This is a genomic window from Leisingera sp. ANG59 (assembly GCF_013317235.1).
Classification (GTDB): domain Bacteria; phylum Pseudomonadota; class Alphaproteobacteria; order Rhodobacterales; family Rhodobacteraceae; genus Leisingera.
This window is the reverse complement of sequence record NZ_WLCM01000010.1, coordinates 87,683-112,533: the sequence shown is the minus strand read 5'-3', so window position 1 is coordinate 112,533 and position 24,851 is coordinate 87,683. Positions and strand designations below refer to the sequence as shown.

Annotated in this window: 23 protein-coding genes; 7 read left to right on the top strand and 16 right to left on the bottom strand. The window is 63.1% G+C overall.

The features are described 5' to 3' along the window. Positions 1-6: 6 nt before the first annotated feature. The 4 genes from GKC28_RS11595 to GKC28_RS11580 form a co-directional block, all read right to left on the bottom strand. A complete protein-coding gene (locus tag GKC28_RS11595; protein WP_174147046.1) occupies positions 7-1,680 on the bottom strand; it encodes a tetratricopeptide repeat protein in 1,674 nt (557 codons plus the stop codon). A gap of 59 nt (positions 1,681-1,739) precedes the next feature. Further along, positions 1,740-2,963: a multidrug effflux MFS transporter gene (locus GKC28_RS11590; protein ID WP_174147045.1), complete on the bottom strand. Its 1,224-nt coding sequence runs from the start codon at positions 2,961-2,963 to the stop codon at positions 1,740-1,742. A 151-nt stretch (positions 2,964-3,114) separates the two neighbouring features. Next, positions 3,115-3,780 carry a DsbA family oxidoreductase gene (locus GKC28_RS11585; protein WP_174147044.1) on the bottom strand — a complete coding sequence of 222 codons (666 nt, stop codon included), beginning with the start codon at positions 3,778-3,780 and terminating at the stop codon, positions 3,115-3,117. Then, on the bottom strand, positions 3,777-5,282 hold the full coding sequence (locus GKC28_RS11580; protein ID WP_174147043.1) for a class I adenylate-forming enzyme family protein: 1,506 nt from the start codon (positions 5,280-5,282) through the stop codon (positions 3,777-3,779). Before GKC28_RS11580 ends, GKC28_RS11585 begins: the two co-directional genes overlap by 4 nt. Positions 5,283-5,346: 64 nt before the next feature. Between GKC28_RS11580 and GKC28_RS11575 the strand changes: the two genes are divergently transcribed. Then, entirely contained in the window at positions 5,347-5,970 is a 624-nt protein-coding gene (locus GKC28_RS11575; protein ID WP_174147042.1) for a helix-turn-helix domain-containing protein, read from the top strand. A 9-nt stretch (positions 5,971-5,979) separates the two neighbouring features. On the opposite strand, the gene GKC28_RS11570 is transcribed toward GKC28_RS11575, so the two are convergent. The 5 genes from GKC28_RS11570 to GKC28_RS11550 all read right to left on the bottom strand — a co-directional run bounded on the left by GKC28_RS11570 (position 5,980) and on the right by GKC28_RS11550 (position 10,109). Continuing rightward, positions 5,980-6,210 carry a hypothetical protein gene (locus tag GKC28_RS11570; protein ID WP_039183293.1) on the bottom strand — a complete coding sequence of 77 codons (231 nt, stop codon included), beginning with the start codon at positions 6,208-6,210 and terminating at the stop codon, positions 5,980-5,982. 130 nt (positions 6,211-6,340) lie between these two features. Beyond that, positions 6,341-6,997 (bottom strand): MIP/aquaporin family protein, encoded by a 657-nt coding sequence (locus GKC28_RS11565; RefSeq protein WP_174147041.1) that lies wholly within the window; start codon positions 6,995-6,997, stop codon positions 6,341-6,343. Beyond that, positions 6,994-7,470, bottom strand: coding sequence for an arsenate reductase ArsC (locus GKC28_RS11560; RefSeq protein WP_174147040.1), 477 nt, complete (start codon positions 7,468-7,470; stop codon positions 6,994-6,996). The genes GKC28_RS11565 and GKC28_RS11560 overlap by 4 nt, the downstream gene beginning before the upstream one ends. A 21-nt stretch (positions 7,471-7,491) precedes the next feature. After that, positions 7,492-8,325, bottom strand: a complete 834-nt coding sequence (locus GKC28_RS11555) for a helix-turn-helix domain-containing protein (protein ID WP_174147039.1) — start codon at positions 8,323-8,325, stop codon at positions 7,492-7,494. 68 nt (positions 8,326-8,393) lie between these two features. Further along, positions 8,394-10,109 carry an extracellular solute-binding protein gene (locus GKC28_RS11550; RefSeq protein WP_254604210.1) on the bottom strand — a complete coding sequence of 572 codons (1,716 nt, stop codon included), beginning with the start codon at positions 10,107-10,109 and terminating at the stop codon, positions 8,394-8,396. 427 nt (positions 10,110-10,536) lie between these two features. Between GKC28_RS11550 and GKC28_RS11545 the strand changes: the two genes are divergently transcribed. Both GKC28_RS11545 and GKC28_RS11540 read left to right on the top strand, forming a co-directional pair. Beyond that, positions 10,537-11,310 carry a 3-hydroxybutyrate dehydrogenase gene (locus GKC28_RS11545; RefSeq protein WP_174147037.1) on the top strand — a complete coding sequence of 258 codons (774 nt, stop codon included), beginning with the start codon at positions 10,537-10,539 and terminating at the stop codon, positions 11,308-11,310. A 100-nt stretch (positions 11,311-11,410) separates the two neighbouring features. Beyond that, positions 11,411-12,439 (top strand): patatin-like phospholipase family protein, encoded by a 1,029-nt coding sequence (locus tag GKC28_RS11540; RefSeq protein WP_174147036.1) that lies wholly within the window; start codon positions 11,411-11,413, stop codon positions 12,437-12,439. Here the strand turns inward: GKC28_RS11540 and GKC28_RS11535 are convergent. From GKC28_RS11535 to GKC28_RS11520, 4 genes are all read right to left on the bottom strand, one after another. Then, positions 12,436-13,152, bottom strand: a complete 717-nt coding sequence (locus GKC28_RS11535; RefSeq protein ID WP_174147035.1) for a DUF502 domain-containing protein — start codon at positions 13,150-13,152, stop codon at positions 12,436-12,438. The genes GKC28_RS11540 and GKC28_RS11535 overlap by 4 nt on opposite strands. A gap of 80 nt (positions 13,153-13,232) precedes the next feature. Next, positions 13,233-14,147, bottom strand: coding sequence for a pseudouridine-5'-phosphate glycosidase (locus GKC28_RS11530; RefSeq protein WP_174147034.1), 915 nt, complete (start codon positions 14,145-14,147; stop codon positions 13,233-13,235). Beyond that, on the bottom strand, positions 14,144-15,052 hold the full coding sequence (locus tag GKC28_RS11525) for a PfkB family carbohydrate kinase (protein ID WP_174147033.1): 909 nt from the start codon (positions 15,050-15,052) through the stop codon (positions 14,144-14,146). Before GKC28_RS11525 ends, GKC28_RS11530 begins: the two co-directional genes overlap by 4 nt. Before the next feature lie 41 nt (positions 15,053-15,093). Then, positions 15,094-15,903 carry a DUF4198 domain-containing protein gene (locus tag GKC28_RS11520; RefSeq protein WP_174147032.1) on the bottom strand — a complete coding sequence of 270 codons (810 nt, stop codon included), beginning with the start codon at positions 15,901-15,903 and terminating at the stop codon, positions 15,094-15,096. Between GKC28_RS11520 and GKC28_RS11515 the strand changes: the two genes are divergently transcribed. After that, complete coding sequence (locus tag GKC28_RS11515; RefSeq protein WP_174147031.1) at positions 15,902-17,053, top strand: HupE/UreJ family protein; 1,152 nt, start codon at positions 15,902-15,904, stop codon at positions 17,051-17,053. The genes GKC28_RS11520 and GKC28_RS11515 overlap by 2 nt on opposite strands. A 12-nt stretch (positions 17,054-17,065) precedes the next feature. Here the strand turns inward: GKC28_RS11515 and GKC28_RS11510 are convergent, their stop codons facing one another. Beyond that, the gene (locus tag GKC28_RS11510) at positions 17,066-17,698 is read right to left on the bottom strand and encodes a thiamine phosphate synthase (RefSeq protein ID WP_174147030.1); all 633 of its coding nucleotides are present in this window, start codon (positions 17,696-17,698) and stop codon (positions 17,066-17,068) included. A 166-nt stretch (positions 17,699-17,864) separates the two neighbouring features. On the opposite strand from GKC28_RS11510, the gene GKC28_RS11505 reads away from it, so the two are divergent. Genes GKC28_RS11505 through GKC28_RS11495 form a run of 3 tightly spaced genes read left to right on the top strand, consistent with a single transcriptional unit; the run spans position 17,865 to position 21,296 of the window. Continuing rightward, positions 17,865-18,617: an RNA methyltransferase gene (locus GKC28_RS11505; RefSeq protein WP_174147029.1), complete on the top strand. Its 753-nt coding sequence runs from the start codon at positions 17,865-17,867 to the stop codon at positions 18,615-18,617. Between the two features lie 60 nt (positions 18,618-18,677). After that, a complete protein-coding gene (gene ctaA / locus GKC28_RS11500) occupies positions 18,678-19,823 on the top strand; it encodes a heme A synthase (protein WP_174147028.1) in 1,146 nt (381 codons plus the stop codon). Positions 19,824-19,826: 3 nt separating this feature from the next. Beyond that, on the top strand, positions 19,827-21,296 hold the full coding sequence (locus GKC28_RS11495) for a carboxypeptidase M32 (protein ID WP_174147027.1): 1,470 nt from the start codon (positions 19,827-19,829) through the stop codon (positions 21,294-21,296). 196 nt (positions 21,297-21,492) lie between these two features. Here the strand turns inward: GKC28_RS11495 and GKC28_RS11490 are convergent, their stop codons facing one another. Both GKC28_RS11490 and gyrA read right to left on the bottom strand, forming a co-directional pair. Continuing rightward, positions 21,493-21,843 (bottom strand): DUF6614 family protein, encoded by a 351-nt coding sequence (locus GKC28_RS11490; protein ID WP_174147026.1) that lies wholly within the window; start codon positions 21,841-21,843, stop codon positions 21,493-21,495. A 138-nt stretch (positions 21,844-21,981) separates the two neighbouring features. Then, complete coding sequence (gene gyrA / locus GKC28_RS11485) at positions 21,982-24,690, bottom strand: DNA gyrase subunit A (RefSeq protein WP_217434054.1); 2,709 nt, start codon at positions 24,688-24,690, stop codon at positions 21,982-21,984. Positions 24,691-24,851 lie beyond the last annotated feature (161 nt).

The following is a 24,851-nucleotide window of genomic DNA, read 5'->3' as shown; positions in this document are numbered from 1 at the left end:
ATTTGCTCAGCTGCAGCAAGGGCTGGGCACCATCGCAGCCTGAGCGCAGAAACAGGATGCGCCCACGGCCCGGTCAGCCCGCGCCAGTGCCAGGTCCATCTGCTGTTTTATGTGCCTGATTTCAACAGTTTCGCCGCGTGCCTTCAGGCAGTCGTGAAGCCCCTTCAGGCTCCAGATGTTGCCGGGATGTACTGAAGCGCGCGACAGGGTATTGTCCAGCCCGAGGTCGGCACGATAGACGGCCTCAGCCTCTTCAACATGACCCTGTTCAAACAGCAGCGCCCCCAGCGCGTGGCGGGTGGGCTGCATCCAGCCCCAGGGTTCATCATAGGGCAGGTTGTCGTCCAGCTCCGCTGAGCGGCGCAGATGCGCAAATGCCGCGTCATAGTTCTGTTTGCGGTATTCAATTTCCCCGCGCAGCATTTCCGCTGCGATTTCAAGCAGATCAATGACCTTGTTGTTGTGCAGGCGGCGGCTTTTCGGCACCCGGGCCCTGGCGGCCAGAAACAGCTGCTCCTCCGCCTCGGCCTCTGTCACACGGCCGGTTGCGGCATAGGCAATGGCACGGGCGTAATGGGTGTTGGCGGTCAGGGTGCAGTAGAGCTGGGGATCCTCCGGCAGCTCCAGCGCCATCGCCTCCTCCCAGCGTCCGAAGCGGACCAGGATATGCGGGTGCATCGCCATGTAGCTTTCGAAATAGTCCGCCATCGGCGGGCTTTCTATGCGCAGCATGTCTTCCGGTGTAGTGTCCAGAATGCCCTGATTGGCCGCTAGCGCGGGTTCGATTTGGCCGAGGAACATCGCCCCGAAAATGACGAAGTGGTAATTGTGCTGGCGGTAGCCGGTATAGATGTTGAAGGCGCCTTCGCGCTGGTAATACTTCAAGTCCGCCTCGATCGCCTTTTGGTTCCAGTGCACAACGCTGTGGTAATCGCCGCACAGCACGTCGATATGGGTCGGCATATGCACCAGGTGGCCCGCATCCGGCACCAGCGTGCGCAGGACATCGGCGGCTTTCAGGGCCTTTTCCGGCGTCGGCGACATTTCCATCAGATGCACGTAGAGATGCAGCAGGCCGGGATGCTGCATTGCGCCGGGGGCGTTATCCATCGCCCGTTCCAGCACCTCCTGCGCCTCCAGCGTGGCGGCACCATCCGCAGGCAGACCGGACTTAAGGTCCCACATCTGCCAGGGCGTCAGGTTCAGCAGGCTTTCGGCATAGACCGTGCGCAGATCCAGATGATCCGGGCAGGCGGTAAAAGCTGCGCGCATGGCATCGGCAAAATCGTAGTCCCAGGCGTGCATGTTTTCGACCGCCTCGCGCTGGGGGTAACGGGCCTGAATGGCGCGGATCAGCTGCTGCTCAACCTCTGAACAGCCGTCGATACCACTCAGCGCGGTCTGGGCAGCGTCGTAAGCTTCGGCCAGCGCCTTGGCGCGGCCCTTATCATCGCGCAGGTCCCAGGGCAGGTTGTAATTCGGGCCGGCCGCATAGGCCACGCCCCAATGGGCCATGGCACAGTCCGGGTCGTGTTCCAGAGCACGGCGGAAGCAGGCGATGGCTTCCTCGTGATTGTAGCCGTAAGTCCAGACCAGGCCGCGGTCAAACCAGAGCTGCGCCTCGGACGAAGCTGTTGTCACCGGGCAGGAATAACTGCCGAGATCGTAATCATAGCCCATGTGAAAACCTCCCCCGTTTCAGGGAAGGTTAGGCAGGGGGTGTTATCCGGGCAAGGTTGTTATTCAGCGGGAAGCCGCGCCTCAGCCTTGGCCATCTGCAGCATCAGCAGGAAAGCGATGCAGGCCATGATCAAAAGCCCTGCCGCCAGCGGCACCAGAGAGCCGTCAAACAGCAGCCCGACGGGTGCCGCAACTGCAGCGGCCAGAACGGTCGAGATCGCCCCGATCACCGATGCCGCCATACCGGCAATATGGCCCATCGGCTCCATCGCCATGGCATTGAGGTTGCCGACGGTGGTGCCGACCATGAAGAACACGCTGGCCTGCCAGGCCACAAACAGGCCGAACATCCACGGATCCGGCAGGCTCCTGCCGCTGATCAGCAGCATCGCGCCAGTGATCAGGATCTGGGCGGCCAGCGAAACGGTGACGATGCGGCGCATGCCGATCCGCACAACGATGGCCGCGTTCAGCAGGCTGGCGGTGCCGGAGATCAGCGCGACCAGTCCGAACCAGTAAGGAAAGCTGTCTCCGCGTCCAAAGATGATGTCATAGACCGGCTGCACCATCGTGAGCATGGTGAACAGCATGCCCAGGCACAGCGTCTGCACCATGATCGACAGGCGTACCGTCGGGTGGCTGAGCATCTCCTTGACCGCACCCATCAGCAAGGGGGCACGGAAGGCACGGCGGTCGTTTACGGCCAGTGTTTCCGGCAGGCGGAAACTGGTCCACAGGACAATGATTGCCGCAAACAGTGCAAACAGCAGGAAAATCGCGCGCCAGCCGGACAGTGCGATGATACCTGCGCCCATCAAGGGGGCAATGGCCGGAACAATCATGAAGATCATCATGGCAATCGACATCAGGCGGGCCATCTCGCGGCCTGAGTAGAGGTCGCGCACAACGGCCACACCCACGATGCGCGGACCGGCAGAACCAATTCCCATCAGCACGCGCGAGATCAGCAGGACCTCCAGCGAGGGCGACAACCAGGCGGTCAGTGCGGCAAGGACATAGAGAGCGCAGCCTGCAGCCACCACCGGCTTGCGGCCAAAGGCATCCGACAGCGGGCCGGTGAAGAAGGTGCCAAGCCCCATGCCAAGAACAAAGGAGGTCAGTACCAGCTGCGCCCGGTTGATGTTGTCCGGGCTGAGCGTCTGGCCGATTTCCGGCAACGCGGGCAACATGGCGTCGATCGACAGCGCAATGGTGGCAAACATCATCGCAATCAGCGCGATGAATTCAGCCTTGGCCATGCCATGGGCGGGAGATTGTGACATTTGAAACCTCTAACAGCTCTTCAGAGGGATCCGGGGAATGAGGCCGGTCTGGGAGCCGTCCGCTTCCGCTACCATAAACCCGCCAGCCGTGCCAGCGCCCGGCTGCACAGGTTGCTGTGCATAGTTGCGATGCTAAGCAATCTGCGGCGGATTATTCAGTTTCGGCCGCTTTCAGCTGCTGCAGAATCTCTTCGATCACCTGCTTCCACAGCTCCGGCGGCTGGGCGCCCGGCACCGCGTGCTGGTTGGCAACGATGAAAGTGGGAACCGATGTCACACCCATCTTGCGGGAATGGGCGTCGCGGTCGCGGATCTCCTGCACATCGCCGTCTCCTTCCAGCAGGCGGGCGGTGACATCCGCCTCCATTTCTGCGTCTTGAGCGATTTCTGCCAGAACCGCATGGTCGCCGATGTCTTTGGCATCCACGAAGTATGCCTTGAACAATGCATCCACGACCTGCGTCTGCTTGCCCTCGATCCCGGCCCAATGGATCAGCCGGTGCGCATCCAGCGTGTTGGGGGTGCGCTTCATGGCTTCGAAATTGATCGTCAGCCCGGCCTTTTCGGCGTGCTCCACCACCGGAGCATAAGCCTTCACCGCGCCCTCCTTGCCGCCGAACTTGCGCTCCAGGTATTCACGCCGGTCCATGCCTTCGCGCGGCATGTCGGGGTTCAGCTGGAACGGGTGCCATTCGATGACGAAGGGGTGGTCCGGCACTTCCGCCAGCGCCTTGTCCAGATGGGTTTTGCCGATATAGCACCAGGGGCAGATCGGGTCGGACAGGATGTCGAGCTTGACGGTGGCCATTTTGGTCATCCTTTGAACAGGGCAGGCAGGGCGCGGCGCAGCAGTTTTCCGTTGGCGCCGGTGGGCAGCGCGTCCAGATGGACATAAGCGCGGGGCTGCTTGTAACGGGCCAGGCTCCGGGATGCAAAGGCCTGCAGGTCTTCTGCCTTCAACTCTTCGGGACCGGTGTAAAAGGCGGCAATGATATAGGTGTCTTCCTTCACCTCCACCGCGGCAGCACCGGCCTGGGTGATGCCGGGATGGGCCGCCAGCGCGGTCTCGACCTCAATCGGGGACACCCGGTAGCCGCCCGCATTCATCATGTCGTCGCCGCGCCCCAGGTATCGGATCTGGCCGTCCGTCGACATTGCGCCCTGATCGCCGCTCAGGAACCAGTCGCCCTGATAGCGGGCCGCGGTTTCCTCCGATGCGTTCAGATAGCCCAGCATCAGCCCCGGGTCGGAGCGGTGGATGGCGATGGTACCTTCCTCGCCCATCGGCACCGGGCCGTCAGCGCCGACAATGGCAACCTTCCGGCCTGGCTGCGGCTGGCCCAAGGCGCCGTCCTGCGCAGGGTGCGACGGCGAGGAGGAAATGAAGGTCGAGCACTCGGACATCCCGAAAGCCTCATAGAGGCCGAAGCCAGTCGAAGCCTCCCAAGCTTCGTGAAGGTGGCGGGAAAGTTTTTCACCTGCGCAAAGCCCGTGCCGCAGATCAGGCAGGTCCAGCGCGCCGCCGCGCAGGAACTTTCGGTAAACGCCGGGGGCTGCGGCAAAGATTGTCGCACGGTGCCGGCGCAGCAGCGCTGGCAGGTCTTCCGGCGGGGTGCCGGGCGCCGGGATCAGCGCGGTGGCGCCCGCCGACCAGGGGTCCATCAGCCCGGTGCCCAGCGTGTAGGTCCAGTTGAAGGCACCGGCATGCAGCAGCCGGTCGTCCTCTGTCAGCCCGTACCAGCCGTCCACCATCATCTGCCGCGCCCAGACTGCCCTGTGGGCATGCGCAACAGCACGCGGTTTTCCGCTGGTGCCTGAGGTGTAGACCACATAGGCAAGCCGCTCCGGGTCTCCTGCGTCATAGTCGCATGGGGGGAGGCCGTGCATCTCCAGCAGCTCTGCCGTGCTGATCTGCCGGGGGTGACTCGCGCAGGCCACCTGCGGGTCTCGCAGCACCGCAGCCGGATCAACATCTGCGATTATTCGCGCGGTTTCCGCCTCTGTCAGCTGGGCAGAGGTCGGCACCGGCACCAGACCTGCGGCGATGGCGCCGAGATAGGCGATGGGAAACTCCACTGTGTTTCCCAGCCGCATCAGAACGATGTCGCCGGGCACCAGACCAGCCTGCAGCAGCCCGGTGCCGGTGCCGCGCACGGCGGCTTCCAGCCGGGCATAGCTCCAGTCCTCGCAACCGTTGGCATCAAGCACCGAAAGCCCGGTCTTGCCTGCCAGCCGCGCGGCATGGCGCAGCACATGGGCCGCAAGATTGAAGGGCGAAGGGCAGGGCGCAAACGGCCCCTGATCAAAAACTGACAGCATGGCAAATGGCTAGCCCGCGCTGTCCTGCGTTGCAAGGCGCGCGGGTGCGGCTTATAGAGTTCCCATGAAAAGCCGTGACCCGAAATCCCTGATTACCATCGCCCGCGCCAACGGCGGTGACGATCAAGCCGAACCCCTGGATCTGGGCGCCCGTGTGCGCGAGCTGCGCAAGGCGCGGGACTGGACGCTGGAATATGCGGCCAATCAGGCCGGGCTGGCGCGTTCGACCCTGTCCAAGATCGAAAACGGCCAGATGTCACCGACTTACGAGGCGCTCAAAAAGCTGGCTGAGGGACTTGAGATCTCCATCCCGCAGCTGTTCACGCCGCCGCAGCGGGATCAGGTGAACGGCCGGATGACAGTGACCAAATCCGGTGACGGCTCAGCCCACGCCACTGCGACATATGAGCATGAGCTGCTGGCCGACGGGCTGACGCGCAAGCAGATGCTGCCGTACCGGGCGCGGGTGCGCGCGCGGTCGATGGAGGAGTTCGACGGCTGGGTGCGCCATGACGGCGAGGAATTCCTTTATGTGCTGACCGGCGTGGTCAAGCTTTATACGGAATTCTATGAGCCGGTGGAGATGCGCCGCGGCGACAGCGCCTATTATGACGCGGCGATGGGCCACAACGTGATTTCCGTCAGCCCCGAGGACGCAACGATCCTCTGGGTGACGTCGCTGGCCTGATTTTCCGGACTAGTGCTTGCGCCCGTCCAACTCTCTCAGCAGGCTTTCGATATACAGGAAATCGTCCACTTCTTCCTTGGCTTCATTCAAAGTGAGGTGGTGGGTGCGGGCCAGATAGGCCACGAATTTGTCCCGGTCATCCAATAGGGATGGCGCGTTGCTGGCTTTCAGATGAGGAAAGCGCTGTTTGATGCGGGGCATCCTGTCAATCCAGCTGGCAGCTGCTGCTTGTACAGGCATTGGGGGGCACTCCCTGACAAACGGATTATGGTTTTCGGACCCCCATCGTAACACTTTTTGTGAGATTTTGTAACGTCCGCCCCAAGGTGCCGGCTTGGGGCGGTATCCGTAAGCGGATTTCTGCTGGTTGTCAGCGCGGTGCAAATAGCCTTGGCAGCATCAGGTGGCCAATGCCAACTGCGGCGAGCTGCATCAGGATGAACATCGGGATGTGACCCGGATAGATGCCCGCAAAGGTGTCGCTGAAGCCGCGCGCTATGGTGACAGCGGGGTTGGCAAAGCTGGTCGAGGAGGTGAACCAATAGGCGCCTGTGATATAGAGGCCGACCAGTGCAGGCACCGCGTCGGGTCTTGAGCGCAAGCCGCCGAAGATCACGAACAAGAGGCCGAATGTGGCCAGGATCTCGGAGAACCACTGCGCGGTGCCGGTGCGGTGCATGGTGGCCGAGCTTTGCAGGATTGCAAGATCGAACATAACGTGGCAGGCCCAGACGCCGAGGATGCCGCCGCCGATCTGCACCAGGACATAAGGGGCGACAGCGCCCCAGGAATGCTCGCCGCGCAGGGCAAAGGCCAGCGTCACCGCGGGGTTGAAATGGGCGCCGGAAATGGGTCCCAGCGTGGTGATGATGGCATATAGCATGCAGCCCGTGGCAATTGCATTGGCTAAGAGTGCCAGCGCCACGTTGCCGTCCGCCAGGGTCTCGGCCATGATGCCGGAACCTACTACGCCGATCAGCAGCATGGCGGTGCCCAGCCCCTCGGCCAGCAGTTTCTGTCCGGTCATGCGATCTCTCCGATCCGCTTGAGCTTCTGGGAGAGCTCGGTGGAGGGCATGGTTTCAATCGGCAGTTCAAGCAGCGCCTTGGCGCGCTTCTCCAGCGTGATATAGGCTGTGCGGAAGGCCTTGTCCCACTCCGGCTGATCTGCCGCCGCCGGGTCCTCGACCCCCCAATGGGCACGCACCGGCGCGCCGGGCCAGACCGGGCAGGTCTCGCCTGCGGCAGAGGCACAGACGGTGATGACCACATCCATCTCCGGCGCTTCGGCGCCTGCAAATTCGTCCCAGCTCTTGGAACGGGCGCCGACGGTGCCATAGCCCAATTCCCCGAGCAGCACCAGCGACTGCGGATGCACCTTGCCGGTGGGGTTGGAACCCGCCGAATAGGCGCGGATGCGGCCTGCGCCCAGCGTTTTGAAGATCGACTCCAGCAGGATGGAGCGCGCGGAATTGCCGGTGCAAAGGACCAGAATGTTCATGTGTTGTGTCCGTGCTATTGTTCAGTCGGGGGAGTTCAGGCGGCCGATATCGTCAACCTGATGCTGAAGCGACATGCGGTCGAGTGTTTCAAAAGGCAGCGCCGCAAAGGCTCTGATCCTGTTTCTGAGCAGCCCATAGGCCTGCTGGAAGGCAAGGCGGCGTTCGGCATCGGTGCTCTCGGTCTTGACCGGATCGGCAGGGCCCCAATGGGCGCTCATCGGCTGGCCGGGCCAGGCCGGGCATTCCTCATTTGCGGCGTGGTCGCAGACGGTGAAGATAAAATCCATCTGCGGCGCATCCGGCGCGGAAAATTCATCCAGGTCCTTCGATCTCAGGCCGCTGGTGTCAATCTTCTTGGCCTTCAGAAGAGCCGTCACTTCAGGGCGTGGCCCTGGCGAGGGGCGGGTCCCGGCAGAAAAGGCGCGGAACCTGCCACCGCCTTCGTTTTTCAGAATGGCCTCGGCCAGCAGGGAGCGGGCAGAGTTGCCAGTACAGATAAACAGGACATTAAACGGGTGTTCAGTTGTCGGCATGGTTTCCGCTTCACTGGTGACAGGGGTACAGATATCGAGCCGGTTCTGGCAGCAGCCGGTCAAAAGGCCGTCGAACATGCCGCGCAGACCCGGCAGGTCGGCGGCGTACATCAGCGAGGTGCCGGTGCGCTGCTGGGTGATGAGGCCAGCCTGTTTCAGCGTTGACAGGTAAGAAGAGGCGGTGTTGGCCTTGAACTTCAGCGCCTGCGCGATTTCCCCGGCAGGCACACCATCCGGATAGCGCCGCATCAGCAGCCGGAACAGTGCCAGCCGGTTCGGGTGCGCCAAGGCGGAAAGCTTCTCAGACAGTTCAATTTCCATAATTCACGAAATATGGAAGTGCATTGCACGTGTCAACTATGAATGAAGGGCCTGCGCGGACAGACAGGTCAGTCTGCCTGATACCACCAGACGTCCGGCATGAACTCGGTCCGGTCGCCGTAAATCGGCAGCCTGTCCGGGAAACGCATTTCCTTGATGTGGGCGATGCGGCCGGTTTCGAAGCTCCAGAACGGAATGACATAGCGCCCGGCGGTCAGTACCCGGTCCAGCGCCCGCACAGCGGCGGTGAAATCCTCCGGCTCCGTGGCGGTCAGCATCGCATCGATCATCGCCTCCGCTGCCGGGCTGTCCATACCCATCAGGTTGCGGCTTCCGGGCTGATCGACGCCTTCGCTGCCCCAGTAATAGTGCTGCTCGTTGCCAGGGCTCAGCGACAGTTCCCGGCGGAACCGGGTAAGGTCGAAGTCATAGGCGTTTTCCCGTTCGGCGTACTGGGCATTGTCAACGGTTTCAGCCGTCAGGCTGATGCCCAGCCTCTCCAGCGCGCGGGCGTAGATTTCGGTAACCGTCTTCATCTCCCCGTCGCCCTGGCGGATCAGCACGCTGAGCGTCAGCGCTGTGCCTTCGCCGTTGCGCAGCACCCCGTCGGTGACGGTCCAGCCCGCTTCCTCCAGAAGCTTCATCGCCTTGCGCAGGTTGCCGCGGTTGCGCTTGCTGCCGTCGCCTTGGGGCAGGGTGTAGCCCTCCAGCGTGCCGGGCAGCAGGCTGTCCGCAAAGGGTTCCAGCAGTGCGCGCACCGTGCCCGCTGCTGCGCCGGGCCGCATGCCCAGTTCGGAACCGGAGAAATAGGAGCTGATCCGCTGCTGGGTGCCGCCGGTCACGGTGCCGTTGATGTATTCGAAGTTGAACGCCAGCAGCAACGCCTCGCGCACGCGCCAGTCATCCAGCGGCGCGCGGCGGGTGTTCATCACCAGCCCGGTCATGCCGGAGGGGCGCTGGTGCGGGATCTCGCTTTTGACTACATCCCCGCGGGTGATCGCCGGGAAGCTGTAGACGCTGTCCCATTTGTCGGCATTGAACTCGCGCACCGCGCTCAACTCCCCGGCCTTGAAGGCCTCGAACAGCACGGTTTCATCGCCGAAGAAGTCGATGCGCAACTCGTCGAAGTTCTGGGTACCGCGGCGCAGGTGCAGGTCCTGGCCCCAGTAATCCGGATTGCGGGCGAAGGTGAGAAAGCGGCCCGGCTCATACTTGGACACTACATATGGGCCGGTGCCGATGGGCGGACCTTCGACCTCGTCCGTGCCGAACTCCTTGCCCTCCCACTGCGCCTTCTTGAGGATCGGGCGCAGCCCGGCGATCAGCGCCAGTTCCCGGTCCTCGGTGTTGAAGGTCAGCCGCAGGCTGCGCGGGCCGGTCTGTTCGATCTTCTCCACCTTGGTCCAGAACCCGCGGTAGCGCGGGTGGCCCTTGGTGCCCAAAGTCTCGTAGGACCAGATCACGTCGTCGGCGGTCACCGGGCTGCCGTCAGAGAATCGGGCTCCCTCGCGCAGGGTGAATTCGACCCAGGAACGGTCCTCGGGGACCTCAATCGATTCGGCCAGAAGGCCGTAGAGCGTGAAAGGCTCGTCCCAGGACCGACCCATCAGACTCTCGTATCCCCAGAACCTCAGCTGCCAGGGAGAGGTCCCCTTAAGGGTGAACGGGTTGAGGCTGTCAAAGCCTCCGGTATTGCCGAACACAACCTTGCCGCCCTTCGGCGCGTCCGGGTTCGCATAGGGTAAAGACACAAAATCCGGTGGCAGTGCGGGGTCGCCGTACATAGCTATGCCATGGGCCGATTCTGCTTGCGCATAATTCGCGGTAATTGCCAGGGTGATTCCAGCCAGTGCCGCGCGAAGAGTCCGGAAATTTTCTTTTCGCTGATTCACAACAATCCCGCTCTGCCCTTATTTTCTTGCCTCCGCACGCTACGTGCGCTTTTTCGTCTTTTCAAACTTTTAGCTTGGACGAAAGCCGGAAATTGCTTATAAAGGGGTCACTGCTCGATAGGTTTCTTGCCTGTATGAAACCTGCCTCAATAACTAACGCCCGCCTTGTGCGGGCGTTTTTTTCTGCCTGCTTCTCTCCGTTGCAAACGGTGAAAATGGCAGGGATGGGCGCTGCGGCATCCGTAGTCTTACGCGTTTCTTTTGCATCTGCAGCATGGCACAGTGGCGGCAGTTTCATTCAGCCATGGGGTAGGAAGCGATGACATTGCAAGGCAAGACCGCGGTAATCACCGGATCGAATTCGGGCATTGGCCTGGGGGTTGCACGCGAACTGGCGCGAGCAGGGGCCAATGTGGTGCTGAACTCCTTCACCGACCGCGAGGAGGATCACGCCCTGGCAGCAGAGCTCGCCCGTGAGTTCAGCGTCAAGGCCCAGTATATCCAGGCCGATATGTCCAAGGGGGCCGACTGCAGGGCGCTGATCGAAAAGGCCGGGGACTGCGATATCCTGGTGAACAACGCAGGCATTCAGCACGTGTCGCCGATCGACGAGTTTCCTCAAGAAAAGTGGGATGCGATCATCGCCATCAACATGAACTCGAATTTCCACACAATGGCGGCAGCGCTTCCCAAGATGCGTGCTGCCGGCTGGGGCCGCATCGTAAACATTGCGTCAGCGCACGGGCTGACCGCCTCGCCGTACAAGGCCGCCTATGTGGCCGCCAAGCACGGGGTGGTGGGCATGACCAAGACGGTAGCGCTGGAAACCGCTGAGGAGCCGATCACCTGCAATGCGATCTGCCCCGGCTATGTGCTGACGCCGCTGGTGGAGGCGCAGATCCCCGACACCATGGAGAAATACAGCATGGGCCGGGAAGAGGTGATCAAGAAGGTCATGCTGGAGCGCCAGCCGAGCCGCGAGTTCGCCACGGTGCAGCAGCTGGGCGGCACCGCAGTGTTCCTGTGCTCGGATGCGGCAGCGCAGATCACCGGCACCGCCATCAGCGTCGATGGCGGCTGGACCGCGCTTTAAGCGAGTGCAGCGAAGGCGGGAGGGGGCTGGCGCCCTCATGCCCGGACGGGGCAATTCACCCCCGGAGTATTTTCACGAAGGTGAAACTGGCAGGTGGCATTTGGCGACACGGATTAATCTGGCCCTGCAGGGCGGTGGCGCGCATGGAGCGTTCACCTGGGGCGTGCTGGATAGGCTTCTGGAGGACGAGGGGATCGAGGTTGCGGGTATTACCGGAACCTCTGCCGGGGCGCTGAACGGGGCTGCCTTGAAGGCCGGTTTAGTGCAAGGCGGGCGTGCAGGCGCCAGGGCTGCGCTGGACGGGCTTTGGGCGCGGATGGGCGCCGTGGGCGACATGCGGTTCAATCATTGGCTTACGCGGTTTGATGCGGTTGCCTGGGCGGGCGCACTGGAGGCGGCGATGCCTTTTTCGCCGCTGGAGAGCCTCAGCCAGGTGATCTCCCCCTATCACTACGGCCCGTTTTACAGGAACCCGCTGCGCGAGGTGGTAGAGCAGTTCAATTTTGCCGAGGTCTGTGCGGGCGAAGGCCCGGAGCTGTTCATCTGCGCAACCTGTGTGCGCAGCGGCAAGATCCGCATCTTTGAGGGTGAGGAAATCAGCACCGACGCGATCCTTGCCTCTGCTTGCCTGCCGGACCTGTTTCAGGCGGTGGAGATCGAAGATCCGGAAACCGGCCGGATGGAGGCTTATTGGGACGGCGGATACACGGGCAACCCGGCGCTGTTCCCGCTGTTCCGTGACGCGCTGCCGGGCGATGTGGTGATCGTCAACATCAACCCGTTGGAGCGCGACGAGATCCCCAAGACGCCGCAGCAGATCCGCAACCGGGTGAATGAGATCAGCTTCAATTCATCGCTGCTCAGGGAGCTCAGAGCGATCAATTTTGTGCAGCGGCTGCTGGCCGATGGCACCATTCAGCAGGGCCGGATGAAACAGGTGCGGGTTCACATGATCGCGGATGACGATCTGATGACGCAGCTCTCGGTCACAACAAAGCTGTATCCGGTGCCGCAGATCCTGGCGCGGCTGAAACAGGCAGGACGGGACGCTGCCGAAGGGTTTCTGGAACGGGACCGAAAAAATCTGGGCGCGCGCTCCTCCGCCGATCTGCCGGCGATGTTCGGTTAGGCGTCTTCCTTTTCCAGAACCTTAGGCTTCTTGCCGTTCTGCACCGGCTTGGTGGGGTCCTTGGGATTGGGGTAGACGAGCCCCGCTGAGATCACCAGCTTGGCCGAGTCTTCCACCGACATCTCCAGCTCGATCACGTCTTCCTCCGGCACAAACAGCAGGAAGCCGGATGTGGGGTTCGGCGTGGTCGGAAGGAAGACGCTGACCAGCCCGCCGCTGGTTTCGGCCCGCTTGGCGATCTCACCCTTGGCATAAGTGGAGATGAAGCCGATCGCCCAGATGCCCTTGCGCGGGTATTGCACCAGACAGGCCTTTTCAAAGCTGCGCTCGGACTGGGCAAAGACGGTCTCTGAGATCTGCTTGATACCGGAATAGACCGTGCGCACTACCGGCATGCGGTCCACCAGGCTTTCGGCGAAACTGATCAGAGAGCGGCCAATCAGGCCCTTGGCGATCCAGCCCACGACGATGGTGAACAGCAGGAAGATAATCAGCCCGACACCGCGCAGGTTGATGCCGATATACTGTTCAGGCCGGAAGGTATGCGGCACCAGCGGCAGCACCACGCTGTCGATCCAGCCCATCACCGACCACAACAGCCAGATGGTCAGACCCACCGGGGCAATCACTACGATGCCGGTAAGGAAAGAGGCGCGCAGGCTGGCAAACAGGCCGCGGCGGCGGTGGGGTTCTTCGTCGAATGGCGTGGTCATGGTTCAGTTTTCCGGAAATACCGCGTGGAACCTAGGCACTGTTTTGGGGCGGAGCAATGGTTTCCGCCCCAAAAATCAACTCATTGTGCGAGATTGTTGAGTTCCTGTGCGATCTTTGTCGCGAGCCGGGCATTGTTGCGCACCAGCGCGATGTTTGCGGTGAGCGAGCGGCCTTCGGTCAGCTCAAAAATACGGCTCAGCAGGAAGGGTGTCACATCCTTGCCGGCGATGCCCTTGGCATCGGCCTCGGACTGGGCCTGAGCGATCACCGGGGCCAGTTCCTCGGCCGCGATCTGGGCGTCTGCCGGGATCGGGTTGGCAACCAGCTGGCCGCCGGGCAGCCCCATCGCCTGGCGGGTGGCATGGGCGCGGGCGATCTGGACCGGTTCGTCCATGCGCAGCGGTGCCTTCAGCTCCGACTGGGCCGACCAGAACGCGGGGAAGCTGTCCTGCCCGTAGGCAATCACCGGCACGCCCTGGGTTTCCAGCACTTCCAGTGTCTTGGGCAGGTCGAGGATCGCCTTGGCGCCCGCGGCAACCACGGTGACCGGGGTCTGCGCCAGCTCCATCAGGTCGGCGGAGATGTCGAAAGTGGTCTCCGCGCCCTTGTGGACACCGCCGATGCCGCCGGTGGCAAAGACGGAAATCCCTGCCAGCCGCGCCGCAATCATGGTGGCTGCAACGGTGGTTGCGCCGGTGCCGCCGGTTGCGATGCAGGCGGGCATGTCGGCGCGGGAGATCTTGGCGACCCCCTTGGCCTGTCCCAGCGCTTGCAGCTGGTCGGGCTCCAGCCCCACATGCAGCACGCCGCCGATCACCGCCATTGTGGCCGGCACGGCGCCGCCGTCGCGGATGTCCTGCTCAACCTGTGCAGCGACTTCGACATTCTGCGGGTAGGGCATGCCGTGGGTGATGATGGTGCTTTCCAGCGCAACGATGGCCTGTCCTGCGGCTTTGGCGGCCTGAACTTCGGACGAATACTGAATGTCGATCAAAGCGGGGGTTCTCCTGAAACGTAGGTTGCCGCAGCTTTGAGGGCTGAGGCCAAAGCGGTTTTGCGGTCTTCGCCCCGTGCCTCGGCAACGATATGGGCGGCCATGAAGGTATCGCCTGCGCCGGTCACCCGGGCGACGGTAACGCGGGGCGGGCGCAGGGTGATGGCGCCCTCGGCATCCGCCACGGTGGCAGAGGCGCCGCCATCGGTCACCAGCACCCGGGCCGCGCCGCGGTCCAGCATCGCCGTGGCGGCGGTTTCGCTGTCGGTGAACTCCGCCTGGCACAGGATGCCGGCCTCTTCCAGGTTCACATAAAGCGTGCCGCGGGTGCGGGTCAGAAACGGGCGCAGCCGTTCCGCCTTGCCCGGCGAGGCAGGCGCGACGCGCAGGTCGGCCTTGGCAAAGGCGGGGCTGGCAACGATGTCGTCCAGCAGCGACAGGGTCAGGTTGCCGTCCAGCGCCACTTGGCCTGCGTAAGGCGTGGCCTGGGTGCCCAAGGAGCCGTCGGACAGCGGCCGCAGGATCTTGTCCCCCGCGGCCTCCAGCGAATGGGCGTCGGCAATGGCGGCAATCAGCCCGTTGGCGCCTTCTACTGCCATGTAGCGGTCGGTGGGCAGATCCTCGGAGCGGTAGATGTGATCGGTGATCAGGCCGAAGTGGCCGCACGCATGGATCAGCTCGTCGCCTTCGGGATCGCGGCCAACCGCGGTCAGCAGCGCCGGTGTCATGCCAAAGCGCGACAGGGTCATCGCGATGTTCATCGCAACGCCGCCGGGCAGGCGGGTGATGCGCCCGGGCATGTCGGAGCCGCGCTGCATTTCACTGGTGCAGCGGCCGATGATGTCCCAAAGGACCGACCCGATGCACAGGATGGCGGGTGTCTGGGGATGAGGGGCTTGTGTCATATTGACCTATTGCCGCCTTTGTCAGGCCTCTGCAAGCGGCTTCACCTGGGCGGCACGGCGAATGTCAGGGCAGCCCAAAGGCTTTCCCAAACGTAATCATTGCTGTCCGGGGCAGGGCGCAGGACCACGGCGTCCAGCAGGTAGCTGTTCCCCGGGGCCACGCTGACAACAGTCACACCCTTGGCATCCGTCAGCTGGGTGCTGATGGTTACTGTGCCATCCGGGGCTTTGGCAAAGACTTCAACCTGCGCCTCTGGCCGGGGAATGCCTTGATAGAGCACACGGATCGGAAGCCCCGCTGTCAGGTCATCGGTATAGGGATTGGCCAAAGCGATAATCTCTGTCTCCAGCCCAGTGGAGAGATCCGCGCCGCTGCCATCGCCAATCGCCACCAGCGCCTTGGCGTAACGTGTGTATTGCTCGGCAAAGCCTGCATCCGGCAGGCCGCGTGCCTGATGCGCTTCAGGAACCCCGGCAAACCCTTTGTGATCGACAAAAGCGTGAAACTCCTCCCAGTTGTCATAGGTCAGGGTCTGCGGCTGGGTCTGATGGATCAGCACTGCCAGCCCGTCCTGCATCGTGTCCCCGGCAAAGGCAGGCATATCCCCCATCCGGCCAAGATAGGGAGAGGCCGCTTCCCCTTGCATCACCTCGAACCGGGCGATCCGGTGATCCAGGTAGGGCTGCTCGGCACCTTTGAATTCCTGCCCGTTGCGCAGCCTTGCCACCACGGCTTCCCCGGATTCCACTTGATATTTCTTCGGCTCGATCCAAAACTCGTGGGATAAAAGCGGTGCGGCCCCCAGGGTCAGCCCGGCACAGAGAATTGAGCAGAACAGGCGGTAGTGCATGAACGGGTCCTTGGCTGTCAGGCGTGGTGTGACTTGGCTGCGGACACTATTTGCGCTGCTGTTCTGTCTGGTGGCAATAGGGGGTGCAAGTGTCCGCGCGCATGAGGTCACCCCGGCCATCGCTGATTTCACCGTCACTGACCGGCAGCTCAGCCTGAAACTGCGGCTGAACATCGAAGCCTTTGTTGCGGGCATCAATCTGGACGGGCTGTCGGATACCAACCAGACCCCGCAGGCGGCGGACTATGACGAGCTGCGCGCCTTGGAAGCGCAGGAGCTGGAGCCGATGGTGACGCTCTTTGCGGAGGAGTGGCTGGAGACGTTCAGAGTCCAGGCCGGCGGCCCGGTTGTGCTGGATGTCACAAGGATCACAATCCCCGAAGTAGGTGATGCAAGCCTGCCGCGGGCCTCGTTCCTGGAACTGACCGGAGATGTTCCCGCCGGAACTGGCAGTCTGCGCATAACCTGGCCCGCGGGCTCCGGCGGGGTGGTTCTGCGGCAGAACGGGGTGGTGGAGCCTTATACCGGCTACCTGCAAGGCGGGGAGACCTCGCCGCCAATTCCGCTGCGGGGAGGTGCAGCCAAGACGCCGGTTGAGGCTTTCATGGAGTACATCCCTGTCGGCTTCACCCACATCCTGCCCAAAGGGCTGGATCATATCCTGTTTGTGCTGGGGCTGTTCTTCCTCAGTCCGCGGGTGAAACCGCTGCTCTTGCAGGTGAGCCTGTTCACCGTCGCCCATACCATCACCCTGGCGCTGGGCGCGCTGGGCATGGTCGATGTGAACCCGGCCATCGTCGAGCCGCTGATTGCGCTGTCGATTGTCTTTGTTGCGGTGGAAAACATCTTCGCCCGGAAACTGCACGCATGGCGGAGTTTTGTCATCTTCGGCTTCGGCCTGCTGCACGGCCTGGGCTTTGCTACTGTGCTGGGGGAATTCGGGCTGCCGCCCAGCCAGTTCCTGCCCGCACTGATCGGTTTCAACGTCGGGGTGGAACTGGGGCAGCTGGCGGTGATTGCCGCGGCCTACCTGGGCGTGCGCCTTTGGTTCGGGCGGCACCCGAAATACCGCGGCCGGGTGGCAATCCCGGCCTCAGTCACCATCGCGATGATCGGCAGCTACTGGTTTGTGGAGCGGGTGTTCCTGTGACCGTGGGACGGGTCAGCCCATCGCCCGCATCAGCACCTTGAGCGCCGCCAGCGGGTCTTCTGCGTGCCAGATTTCATCGCCGATGCCAAAGAAGTCGGTAAAGGGCGCAATGCCGCGCACCAGATCCTCGGTCAGCCCGCCTTCGGCCACCACCGGCACCTCGATCATCTGCGACCACCACTGGAACAGATCGGCCTCCGCCTGCGCGCCGTCGCCCAGGCCGGAGGTGCCGACCGGGCCAAAGCTCACGTAGTCCGCGCCCGCCTCGCCGGCCACCATGCCGTCATGCTGCGAGGCACCGCAGAAGCAGCCGACAATGGCATCCGGCCCCAGCGCCTTGCGCGCGGTGCGGATGGATTTCGACGCATCGGTCAGATGGACGCCGTCCAGGCCCAGCCGTTCGGCCAGGATCTGATGGTCGGAGATCACCAGCGCCACGTCTCTGGCCATGGTCACTTCGCGCAGCGCATCACCCGCGCGGCTCAGCGTGTCCTGATCGCGGCTGAACAGGTCCAGGCGCACGCAGGCGACGTCGACCTCATCCAGCACCCGCGCCAGCTGAGCGGGGAATTTGCCCAGCTCGAAACTCGGCGGGGAGATCAGGTAGATCTGCGGCTGCTCCGGTGCGTCAGAGGGGCTTCCCATGGCGGTGCTCCATTGTTCAGGCGGTTTGACGGTGTTTAGCCGATTTCCGGCAGGACGCAAGGATTTGCGGCGGTGAAGCCCCGGTAAATGCAGCCTGAACCCGCGCGGGACCTTGCCCCGCCGCCACGCGGGCAGTACAGCAGTTCCGATTTTGCCGGAGAACACGATGCCCACCGATACGCCCCAGCCCGCCTTTGTCCTTGTCCGCCCGCAAATGGGCGAGAATATCGGTGCCGCGGCGCGGGCGATGTGGAACTTCGGCCTGGACCGGATGCGCATCGTGGCGCCGCGCGACGGCTGGCCGAACCCCAAGGCGGTGGCGATGTCCTCCGGCGCGGGGCGGCTGCTGGACGAGGCGCAGCTGTGCGCAGACGTGCCGGAGGCGCTGGGCGACTGCACCTATGTGTTTGCCACCACCGCCCGCCAGCGCGGCCTGACCAAGCCGGTCTATAGCCCTGAACGCGCGATGCAGATCGCGGCAGAGAAGATTGCCGCGGGCGAGAAGGTCGCGGTGATGTTCGGGCCTGAGCGCGCCGGGCTGGAGAACGAGGACATTGCCAAGGCCAACGCTATTATCTCGGTGCCGGTGAACCCGCTTTATGCCTCGCTGAACCTGGGCCAGTGCGTGCTGCTAACCGGCTATGAATGGATGCGCCAGTCCGCGGACGTGGTGCATGAAACCACCGACCTTGGCCGCAAGGGCGAATGGGCCAGCGGCGTTGAGGTCGAGAAGCTGGTGGAGCACTACGAGGAGCGGCTGGACGCGGCCGGCTTCTTCTTCCCGCCGGAGAAGGCCGAGGGCATGAAGACCAACCTGCGCAACTTGTGGTCGCGGATGCGGATGACCCGCTCCGATGTGCAGATGCTGCACGGGATCATGCGGCAGATGGTCCGCTGGAAAGAGCGCGGCGGCGAATAAGCCGCTCTGGACCATTTCTGAAACCGCCCCTAGCTTGGCACCACAGACAAAGAGGCAAGCATGAGCAAGCGCAGTATTTTCGAAGAGGTTGAGGGCGAGAAGAAAGACGCCCCCGTGGTGCAGCCGGGACTGATCGACCGCGGCCGCGGCGGCGCCCGCAAGGCGATCCGCGCCTGGCTGATGGTGCTGTTTGCGCTGGTGGTTGCGATGATCGTGGTGGGCGGGCTGACGCGCCTGACCGACAGCGGGTTGTCGATCACCGAATGGCGCCCCGTGACCGGGGCCGTCCCGCCGATGTCCGAGGCGGAGTGGCAGGCCGAGTTCGACAAATACAAGGAAATCGACCAGTGGCGCATCCAGAACCAGTGGATGGAACTGTCTGATTTTAAATCGATTTACTGGTGGGAATGGGGCCACCGCCAGCTGGGCCGTTTCATCGGCGTGGTCTGGGTGCTTGGGTTCCTGGGCTTTCTGGCCGCGCGCAAGATCCCGGCAGGCTGGACTGGCCGGCTGCTGCTGCCCGGCGTCCTCGGCGGCGTGCAGGGCGCCATTGGCTGGTGGATGGTGGCGTCCGGTGTGACCCAGGGCGAGGGGATGACCGCCGTTGCCTCCTACCGCCTTGCGGTGCATCTGGGGCTGGCTTTTGTGATCCTCGGCTTTATCGCCTGGTTCGTGCTGATGCTGGGCCGCGAGGAACGTGAGTTGATGCAGGCGCGCCGCGCCAAGGAGGCCAAGCTGTTCAGCCTGTCCACCGGCCTGATGCATTTCGCCTTCCTGCAGATCCTGCTGGGGGCGCTGGTGGCGGGCATCGACGCGGGCCGCTCCTATACCGACTGGCCGCTGATGGGCGGGCAGGTGATCCCGCCGAACCCCTTCATGATTGAGCCGGTCTGGAAGAACTTCTTTGAAAACCCGGGGCTGGTGCAATTCATCCACCGGGTTGCGGGGTATCTGCTGTTCGCCTTTGGCGTGGTGGCCTGGCTGCGCGGGCGGGGTTCTGCCCATGCGCGCACCCGCTTTGCCTTCAACGCTGTATTTGCGGCGCTGTCCGTGCAGGTGCTGCTGGGGATCGTCACCGTGGTCTATGCCGCGCCGCTGCACGCCGCGATCACCCATCAGCTGGTGGCAATCGGCGTCTGGGCGCTGATCCTGCGCGCGCGCTTCCTGTCTGCCTATCCCATTGCAACCTCGATCAAGGATCATTGACCCATGAGCGCATTTGACGAACTGATGGCCTTCCAAAGCGAAACCCAGGCGCTGGGGCAGATTGCAGGCCGTCTGGGTTGGGATCAGGAAACCATGATGCCGCGCGGGGCGGCGCCGCAGCGGGGCGAGGAGATGGCCGCGATGGAGGCGGTGCTGCACGCCCGCCGCAGCGACCCGCGGGTCGCGGAGTGGCTGGAGCAGGCGGTGGCCCCGAATGAGGCCGGCGAGGCGCAGCTGCGGGAGATCCGCCGCAGCTATGAGCGGACGGTCAAGGTTCCCGCCGATCTGGCAAAGAAGATTGCTCAGGTCACGTCTGTCGCGCAGGGCCAATGGGCCGCGGCGCGGGCGGATGAGGATGTGGCGGCTTTTGTGCCGGTGCTGGAGGAAGTTGTCGCGCTGAAACGCGAGGAAGGACTGGCGCTGGCCGCGGGCGGCGACGTCTATGACGCCATGGTCGAGGACTATGAGCACGGCATGACCGGGGCCGCGATCGCGGAGATCTTTGATGCCATGCGCCCCGGACTGGTGGAGCTGCGCGCCAAGGTGCTGGAGAAACCCGCGCCGAAGGGGCTGAGCGGCACTTTTGACGAAGCCGCGCAGATGAAGCTGACCCGAAAGCTCGCCAAACAGTTCGGCTATGACATGTCCCACGGCCGGGTCGACAAGGCAGTGCATCCGTTCTGTTCCGGCGCGGGCCTGGATGTGCGGATAACCACGCGGACCAGCGAGACCGATCCGTTCAACTGCTTCTATTCCACCATTCATGAGGTCGGCCACGCGGCCTATGAGCAGAACATCAGCCGCGATTATCTGCTGACCCCGTTGGGCCGCGGCGTGTCTATGGGTGTGCATGAAAGCCAGAGCCGGATCTATGAGAACCAGATCGGCCGCAGCCGCGCCTTTACCGGCTGGCTGTTCGGGGAGGTGAAAGACGCCTTTGGCGATTTCGGCATTGCGGATGCCGATGCGTTCTATGCGGCCGTCAACGCGGTGCATAAGGGCTATATCCGGACGGAAGCGGATGAGCTGCAATACAACCTCCATATCATGATGCGGTTCGGCCTGGAGCGCGCGCTGATGAGCGGCGATCTGGCGGTGAAGGATCTGGAAGCGGCCTGGAACGAGAGGTTTGAGGCGGACTTTGGGTATGCCGTGGACAAACCGTCGAACGGCTGCTTGCAGGATGTGCACTGGTCGGTGGGCTTGTTCGGCTACTTCCCGACCTACACGCTGGGCAATGTCTATGCCGGCTGCCTCTATCAGGCGCTGCGCCGGGATGTGCCGGGGCTGGATGCAGAGTTGGCTGAGGGCAACACCGAAGGCGCGACCGTATGGCTGAAGGAGAACCTGCAGCAGCACGGCGGCCTGCGCAGCCCGCGCGACACCATCGTGCATGCGTCGGGCATGGAGCCCGGCCACGCGCCGCTGATGGCTTATCTCGAAGAGAAGTTCAGCCTGCTCTACGATCTCTGAGTCGGCACTGCGTCAAAGGCTAAGGCCCTCTGGCGGCAGCGGAAAATTCGCTGCCCCGTAAATGCCTTATTTTAACAGTATTCTCTTAATTCCTGGGGGTGTGAGTTAAGAGAGTAATCCGATGCATACAGCCGTCGCCTACCTGATTTTTGCCAGTTATGTGCTGGGAGCCACTTTGGTCTGAGGCATATGCCCGTCAGATCAGCGCCATCCGTTCCGCCCGTTCCGGATCCGGGAAGGGCCGGTAGAGGCCGATGTCGGCCGTGGCTATCAAAGCCCTGACGTGGGAGTAGAGTTTCTCCACTTCCTCGTCATGTTCGCCGAGAACCCGGAAGGCCTGATCAAGCTGGGTCATGTCCCTGAATTCGACCTCCAGGAGGAAGTCGCGGCAATTATCGCTGGCCATGTCCAGCTTGCGGCGCAGCAGCCGCCAGCCCTGGACCACACCGCGTTCCTGCAGATAGCCCATCCATTGATCGACCGCGCTGGCAAAACTCAGCGCCTTGGCCTCGTGATGCAGGTCGATGGAGCAGTGGTACAAGTTCATTTGAGTCTTCCCTTCGTGAGAAATCAGAACTCGCCGAAACAATACCTAAGATCCGTTAGGGGGCCGTTAACACTGCGAACGCCGCCCCAGCAACGGGACGGCGTTCAGTGTTTTCAATGGGACGGAGCGTAGGGAGTCTTATTCCTCGCCGCCGTCCTCATCTTCGCCGTTCTCAGCAATCCAGGCGACGGAGACCACTTCTTCACCCTTGCCGGTGTTGAACACCCGCACCCCGCCGGCAGAGCGCGAGCGGAAAGAGATGCCGTCGACCGGCACCCGGATCGACTGGCCCTTGGAGGTCGCCAGCATGATCTGGTCGTCCATTTCCACCGGGAAGGACGCCACGATCTCGCCGCCGCGCATCGCCTTGTCCATCGCGGTCACCCCCATGCCGCCGCGGCCGCGCACCGGGTAGTCGTGCGAGGACGACAGTTTGCCGGAGCCGCCGGTGGTGATGGTCAGGATCAGGTTCTCGGCTGCCGACATCTCTGCATAAAGCTCGGTGGAGAAGTTCGGATCCTCCGGTGCATCCTCATCCGAGGCCTCTGCATCGTCGGTCAGCCCGGCCATGGCCCGGCGCATCTTGAGGTATGCGGTGCGCTGCTCCGGGGTGTATTTGGAGTGGCGGATCACCGACATCGAGACCACGCTGTCCTCGCCGGTCAGCTTGATGCCGCGGACGCCGGTTGATTCGCGCGAGTTGAACACGCGCACATCGGTGGAGCGGAAGCGGATGGCGCGGCCCGAATTGGTGAACAGCATCACGTCGTCGTCTTCCGAGCAGATGCGCACGTTGACCAGTTTGACGGAGCCGTCCTCCGGCAGTTTCATTGCGATCTTGCCGTTGCGGCGGACGTTGGTGAAGTCCGACAGCCGGTTGCGGCGCACATCGCCGCCGGAGGTCGCAAAGACCACCTGCAGGTTTTCCCATTCCTCATCCGGCACATCGACCGGCATGATGGCGGCGATGGAAACGCCTGTCGGGATCGGCAGGATGTTGACGATCGCCTTGCCCTTGCCGGTGCGGCCGGACTGGGGCAGGCGCCAGGTCTTGAGCTTGTAGACCATGCCGTCAGTGGTGAAGAACAGGAGCTGGGTGTGGGTGTTGGCCACAAACAGCGTGGTCACCACATCCTCTTCCTTGGTCTGCATGCCGCTGAGGCCCTTGCCGCCGCGCTTCTGGGCACGGAAGTCGGCCAGCGGGGTACGCTTGATGTAACCGCCGGAGGTCACGGTCACCACCATGTCCTCGCGCTCGATCAGGTCCTCGTCCTCCATGTCGCCGGACCAGTCGACGATCTCGGTGCGGCGCGGCACGGCGAAATTGTCGCGCACTTCGCGCAGCTCGTCGCCGATGATGCCCATGATGCGCTCGCGCGAGGACAGAATCTCAAGGTATTCCTTGATCTTGCGGGCCAGTTCTTCCAGCTCGTCGGTGACCTCTTTCACGCCGATCTGGGTCAGGCGCTGCAGGCGCAGCTCCAGGATGGCGCGGGCCTGGGTCTCCGACAGGTTATAGGTCCCGTCGTCGTTCATGGTGTGGGTCGGGTCGTCGATCAGGCGGATATAGTCCGCGATGTCGGCGGCCGGCCAGCGGCGCGTCATCAGCTTTTCGCGCGCTTCAGCCGCGTCCGCGGAGGAGCGGATAGTGGCGACGATTTCATCGACGTTGGAAACGGCAACGGCCAGACCGCAAAGGATGTGGCTGCGTTCGCGGGCCTTGCGCAGCTCGTAAGCAGTGCGGCGGGCAACGACGTCTTCGCGGAAGTCGATGAAGGAGGTCAGGAACCGGCGCAGGGTCAGCTGCTCCGGTCGGCCGCCGTTCAGTGCCAGCATGTTGCAGCCAAAGGAGGTCTGCATCGGGGTGAAGCGGAACAGCTGATTCAGCACCACCTCGGGCGTGGCGTCGCGTTTCAGCTCGACCACCACCCGCACGCCGTTGCGGTCGGATTCGTCCTGAACATGGGCCACGCCCTCGATCCGCTTTTCGCGGACCTGCTCAGCGATCTTCTCGATCATCGCGGCCTTGTTCACCTGATAGGGAATCTCATCCACGACAATGGCATAGCGGTCCTTGCGGATCTCCTCGACGCGGGTTTTCGAGCGGATAATCACGCTGCCGCGGCCTTCGAGGTAGGCCTTGCGTGCACCGGAGCGGCCCAGCATCACACCGCCGGTCGGGAAGTCGGGGCCGGGGATGTAGTCGATCAGCTGCTCGCTGGTCAGGTCCGGGTCCTCGATCAGCGCCAGCGTGGCATCGACCACTTCGCCCAGGTTGTGGGGCGGAATGTTGGTGGCCATGCCGACCGCGATGCCGCCGGCGCCGTTGACCAGCATGTTCGGGAAGCGGGCCGGGAGAACGGTCGGTTCGCGGTCCTTGCCGTCGTAGTTGTCCTGGAAATCGACGGTCTCTTTCTCGATATCCGCCAGGATCGCCGCGGCGGGCTTGTCCATGCGGACCTCGGTGTAGCGCATGGCCGCCGGGTTATCGCCGTCCATCGAGCCGAAGTTGCCCTGGCCGTCCAAAAGCGGCAGCGACATCGAGAAGTCCTGCGCCATCCGCACCAGCGCGTCATAGATCGCGGAGTCGCCGTGCGGGTGGTATTTACCCATCACGTCGCCCACGGGACGCGCAGACTTGCGGTAGGCCTTGTCATGGGTGTTGCCGGATTCGTGCATCGCATAAAGAATGCGGCGGTGAACCGGCTTCAGACCGTCCCGCAGGTCCGGGATTGCACGGCTGACGATGACCGACATCGCATAGTCGAGATACGAGTTGCGCATCTCGGTTTCGATGGAAACGGTCGGCCCGTCATAGGCCGGGCGTTCCGGCAGGTTTTCGTCCATGTTTTCAGGAGTTTCCGGCGTATCGCTCACGTTGGCTGCCCGCTCTTTCTTCTGGGTCTATATATTGTGTTCGCACCCTATCAGAGACCGTATATGGGGCGCAAGCACACAGCCCCCGAAAGCCGGAAACCAGCCGTTCACGTATCGGTAACGCACTGTTT

Excerpts from the sequence above, each read along its gene's own strand:
- GKC28_RS11595 (WP_174147046.1), bottom strand. The coding sequence starts at position 1,680 with ATGGGCTATGATTACGATCTCGGCAGTTATTCCTGCCCGGTGACAACA.
- GKC28_RS11590 (WP_174147045.1), bottom strand. The coding sequence starts at position 2,963 with ATGTCACAATCTCCCGCCCATGGCATGGCCAAGGCTGAATTCATCGCG.
- GKC28_RS11585 (WP_174147044.1), bottom strand. The coding sequence starts at position 3,780 with ATGACCAAAATGGCCACCGTCAAGCTCGACATCCTGTCCGACCCGATC.
- GKC28_RS11580 (WP_174147043.1), bottom strand. The coding sequence starts at position 5,282 with ATGCTGTCAGTTTTTGATCAGGGGCCGTTTGCGCCCTGCCCTTCGCCC.
- GKC28_RS11575 (WP_174147042.1), top strand. The coding sequence starts at position 5,347 with ATGAAAAGCCGTGACCCGAAATCCCTGATTACCATCGCCCGCGCCAAC.
- GKC28_RS11570 (WP_039183293.1), bottom strand. The coding sequence starts at position 6,210 with ATGCCTGTACAAGCAGCAGCTGCCAGCTGGATTGACAGGATGCCCCGC.
- GKC28_RS11565 (WP_174147041.1), bottom strand. The coding sequence starts at position 6,997 with ATGACCGGACAGAAACTGCTGGCCGAGGGGCTGGGCACCGCCATGCTG.
- GKC28_RS11560 (WP_174147040.1), bottom strand. The coding sequence starts at position 7,470 with ATGAACATTCTGGTCCTTTGCACCGGCAATTCCGCGCGCTCCATCCTG.
- GKC28_RS11555 (WP_174147039.1), bottom strand. The coding sequence starts at position 8,325 with ATGGAAATTGAACTGTCTGAGAAGCTTTCCGCCTTGGCGCACCCGAAC.
- GKC28_RS11550 (WP_254604210.1), bottom strand. The coding sequence starts at position 10,109 with ATGTACGGCGACCCCGCACTGCCACCGGATTTTGTGTCTTTACCCTAT.
- GKC28_RS11545 (WP_174147037.1), top strand. The coding sequence starts at position 10,537 with ATGACATTGCAAGGCAAGACCGCGGTAATCACCGGATCGAATTCGGGC.
- GKC28_RS11535 (WP_174147035.1), bottom strand. The coding sequence starts at position 13,152 with ATGACCACGCCATTCGACGAAGAACCCCACCGCCGCCGCGGCCTGTTT.
- GKC28_RS11525 (WP_174147033.1), bottom strand. The coding sequence starts at position 15,052 with ATGACACAAGCCCCTCATCCCCAGACACCCGCCATCCTGTGCATCGGG.
- GKC28_RS11515 (WP_174147031.1), top strand. The coding sequence starts at position 15,902 with ATGAACGGGTCCTTGGCTGTCAGGCGTGGTGTGACTTGGCTGCGGACA.
- GKC28_RS11520 (WP_174147032.1), bottom strand. The coding sequence starts at position 15,903 with ATGCACTACCGCCTGTTCTGCTCAATTCTCTGTGCCGGGCTGACCCTG.
- GKC28_RS11510 (WP_174147030.1), bottom strand. The coding sequence starts at position 17,698 with ATGGGAAGCCCCTCTGACGCACCGGAGCAGCCGCAGATCTACCTGATC.
- GKC28_RS11505 (WP_174147029.1), top strand. The coding sequence starts at position 17,865 with ATGCCCACCGATACGCCCCAGCCCGCCTTTGTCCTTGTCCGCCCGCAA.
- ctaA (WP_174147028.1), top strand. The coding sequence starts at position 18,678 with ATGAGCAAGCGCAGTATTTTCGAAGAGGTTGAGGGCGAGAAGAAAGAC.
- GKC28_RS11495 (WP_174147027.1), top strand. The coding sequence starts at position 19,827 with ATGAGCGCATTTGACGAACTGATGGCCTTCCAAAGCGAAACCCAGGCG.
- GKC28_RS11490 (WP_174147026.1), bottom strand. The coding sequence starts at position 21,843 with ATGAACTTGTACCACTGCTCCATCGACCTGCATCACGAGGCCAAGGCG.
- gyrA (WP_217434054.1), bottom strand. The coding sequence starts at position 24,690 with ATGGACGAAAACCTGCCGGAACGCCCGGCCTATGACGGGCCGACCGTT.